The following is a 2571-nucleotide window of genomic DNA, read 5'->3' on the forward strand; positions in this document are numbered from 1 at the left end:
CCTGCTATCACCATTCAAAGACCGGATGGTACAGAAAAGGTGCTCCCTTCAACAAAAATCACCTCCAGAGGATTGGCATGTTTGAGAGAACAAATCTTTGGAGGTGTGCAATGAATAGCAGTGTCGATTTTTTGTGCGATTTGTGGATAGCTTTATATCAGTTTTCTAATGATGAAAATATTAATGAAAAAGAGTGTACAGCTCTGATTAACATCATGAGTTTGGTAGAAAAAGCTTTGATTTTCAAACTTCAAGATGAGGTGCCAAATATACTTAAAATCTTAACAGTTCTAACAGATTTTGGCGATTCAGAGTTTCCTACAGTTATGTTACCTTTATTGCGAGCTTACGAATCAGATTTAGAGAGCCCCATTAAAAAGGTTGCTTAATTAAAAAAACAGAACTCCCTTCCCCATCTTTAAAGGTGGGGAGGGGTTAATACACTAAAGTTATACGTGTGGAACTGGTCGTTCAAGAGGCTGTACAGCCAAACGAAACCCCATGGTACGCAGTAAAGCATTCAAGCTGCGGAACTCTGGATTACCTTTTTCTGAAAGTGTACGGTAAAGTTGTGTTGGGTTCAAGTTGGCTGCTTTAGCTACAGCTTGAACACCACCATAAGCTTTGGCCATTTGGCGTAGAGTTACAAGCAGCTCACCCTGATCACCATCTGCTAGGATTGCATCAAGGGTCGCTGCTGCCAACTCAGGATCATCACGGAATATTTCTGCCATTGCATCATCATGGTTACGGTCTTTCATTTTTGCACTCCTTTAATCTTCACGGTTTTGCCAATCACGCCAGCAAGCACATGCACGAGTGATATCAGTCTCTTGTGTTTTTTTGCTGCCACCGCATAATAGCAACAATACGGTCTTTCCAGATTGGACATAATAAACTCGGTAGCCAGGACCAACATTAATACGCAATTCATGAACACCCTCACGAAGCGGCTTGAAATCGCCAAAGTTTCCCTGCTCTAAACGATTAAGGCGGCGAATAATTGCAGTTTTAGCCTGCATATCACGGAGCTTTCGCAGCCAATCAGCTATCAAGTCTTTGCCATCAGAAGTAAGGTAGTGACGTATTTCAAACATGATGTATATTCGTTTATAAACGAATATTTGTCAAGAAAGAAATTAAAAGTTGAGAAAAAATCTTCTTTTATTCCAATGAAAAAGCGACATGAAGCTTAACCAAGCTATCTTTCCGAATGAGAAAGATGTCAATTTTTTAATCCAGCTCTGCTTTTTGCGGAGCTTTTTTTATGGAGAATCATATGCGAAAAATATCATCAGAAGGACTAGCACTTATTAAACAATGGGAAGGTTTGCGTTTGAACGCCTATAAAGATGCCATTGGGGTGTGGACAATAGGTTATGGACATACAAACAGTGCTGGAAAGCCTTTTATTTACGAAGGCATGACAATCACTGAAAAGCAAGCAGAAGAACTTCTTTGCCAAGACTTAAGACAATTTGAGAATGCTGTTGAACGCGCGGTTACAGTTTCATTAACGGATGAACAATTCGCGGCGTTAGTCTCCTTTTGCTATAATGTAGGAACAGGAGCCTTTTGTAACTCGACACTGTTAAAAAAGCTCAATCAAGGTGAATATGAAGCTGTCCCTGCCGAGTTACAGAAATGGACCAAAGCAGGCGGGAAGCGTCTTGAAGGTCTCGCACACCGGCGTGCGGCAGAAACAGGCTTATGGGCAAAAGGGGCTTATGTTTCCTCCAATTATCAAACAGTAGAAACGCAAGCACCAACAGGGCTTTTCAAAGCCGAAGCCCTTGCACCGATTATTGGTTCTTTTTCTGGGCTTGGAGGCTTATTAGCAGGAAATGGACCAATCCAATGGGCTTTGGCCACCATTATGATTTTAGCCGCATGTGCTGGTATTTTCTTTGTTGCTAAACGCTTTCAGGAGCATCGTCTATGATCTTATGGATGAAAAGAAATCTGATGATAACAGGCGCGGCTTTAGTCGCTTTTTTTATTGCATTAGCAAGAGCTTTTACTCTTGGGAAAAAAGCAGAGCAACAAAAGCAAACAGAAAAAGCTTTAAAAGCAGCCAAAACACGTCTGGAGGTGGAAAGTGAAGTTAATCAAAAAAGTGATGCTGATGTGCGTTCTGATCTTTCTCGTTGGTTGCGGGACAAATAAGTATATCTCTTGTGTTGGTTGGTTACCAATTTATTTAGAGAGGCAAGATGTCAACGTCATCAGTTCTAATTTAGCAAGAGAGATCTTAAAGCACAATAATCTAGGTGAACGCGTGTGTGGGTGGAAACATGGCTAGAAAAAAAACACAAGACGATACAGAACTTACAGAAGCAGAAAAAGAAATCCTCCAAGAAATCATCATGACCTACAAAAGTGTAAAAGTGATGTCGCGTTATACGAAATGGATTGTACTCATTATACTCTTATTAGCGCTTGATTTTTCACGTATTATGGATGCGTTTGTAAGTATTTTTACACAAAAACCAAATATCCGACTCTAAACATACTCTGAGACGCGCGAAATTCTTTAGAAAATGGTTTCTTAATTTTGCTCGTCTCATGGAG

The 2571-nt window shown here is 40.4% G+C and carries 6 protein-coding genes; 4 read left to right on the forward strand and 2 right to left on the reverse strand.

The window, feature by feature from the left end; all coding sequences use genetic code 11:
* Positions 1 to 110 precede the first annotated feature (110 nt).
* Positions 111 to 389: a hypothetical protein gene (locus ACFINX_RS09650; RefSeq protein WP_375628341.1), complete on the forward strand. Its 279-nt coding sequence runs from the start codon at positions 111 to 113 to the stop codon at positions 387 to 389.
* 60 nt (positions 390 to 449) lie between these two features.
* Here ACFINX_RS09650 and ACFINX_RS09655 read toward each other — a convergent pair whose 3' ends face one another.
* Both ACFINX_RS09655 and ACFINX_RS09660 read right to left on the reverse strand, forming a co-directional pair.
* The gene (locus ACFINX_RS09655; protein ID WP_208439803.1) at positions 450 to 761 is read right to left on the reverse strand and encodes a DNA-binding protein; all 312 of its coding nucleotides are present in this window, start codon (positions 759 to 761) and stop codon (positions 450 to 452) included.
* A 12-nt stretch (positions 762 to 773) separates the two neighbouring features.
* Positions 774 to 1097, reverse strand: coding sequence for a type II toxin-antitoxin system RelE/ParE family toxin (locus ACFINX_RS09660; protein WP_015857128.1), 324 nt, complete (start codon positions 1095 to 1097; stop codon positions 774 to 776).
* A gap of 182 nt (positions 1098 to 1279) precedes the next feature.
* Between ACFINX_RS09660 and ACFINX_RS09665 the strand changes: the two genes are divergently transcribed.
* The 3 genes from ACFINX_RS09665 to ACFINX_RS09675 all read left to right on the forward strand — a co-directional run bounded on the left by ACFINX_RS09665 (position 1280) and on the right by ACFINX_RS09675 (position 2507).
* A complete protein-coding gene (locus ACFINX_RS09665) occupies positions 1280 to 1942 on the forward strand; it encodes a lysozyme (RefSeq protein ID WP_375668758.1) in 663 nt (220 codons plus the stop codon).
* Positions 1939 to 2166, forward strand: a complete 228-nt coding sequence (locus ACFINX_RS09670; RefSeq protein ID WP_375650784.1) for a hypothetical protein — start codon at positions 1939 to 1941, stop codon at positions 2164 to 2166. Before ACFINX_RS09665 ends, ACFINX_RS09670 begins: the two co-directional genes overlap by 4 nt.
* A gap of 128 nt (positions 2167 to 2294) precedes the next feature.
* Positions 2295 to 2507 carry a hypothetical protein gene (locus tag ACFINX_RS09675; RefSeq protein WP_375620805.1) on the forward strand — a complete coding sequence of 71 codons (213 nt, stop codon included), beginning with the start codon at positions 2295 to 2297 and terminating at the stop codon, positions 2505 to 2507.
* The last annotated feature ends 64 nt before the right edge of the window (positions 2508 to 2571 follow it).

Source organism: Bartonella sp. AP36NXGY (assembly GCF_042195865.1).
Lineage (GTDB): Bacteria > Pseudomonadota > Alphaproteobacteria > Rhizobiales > Rhizobiaceae > Bartonella.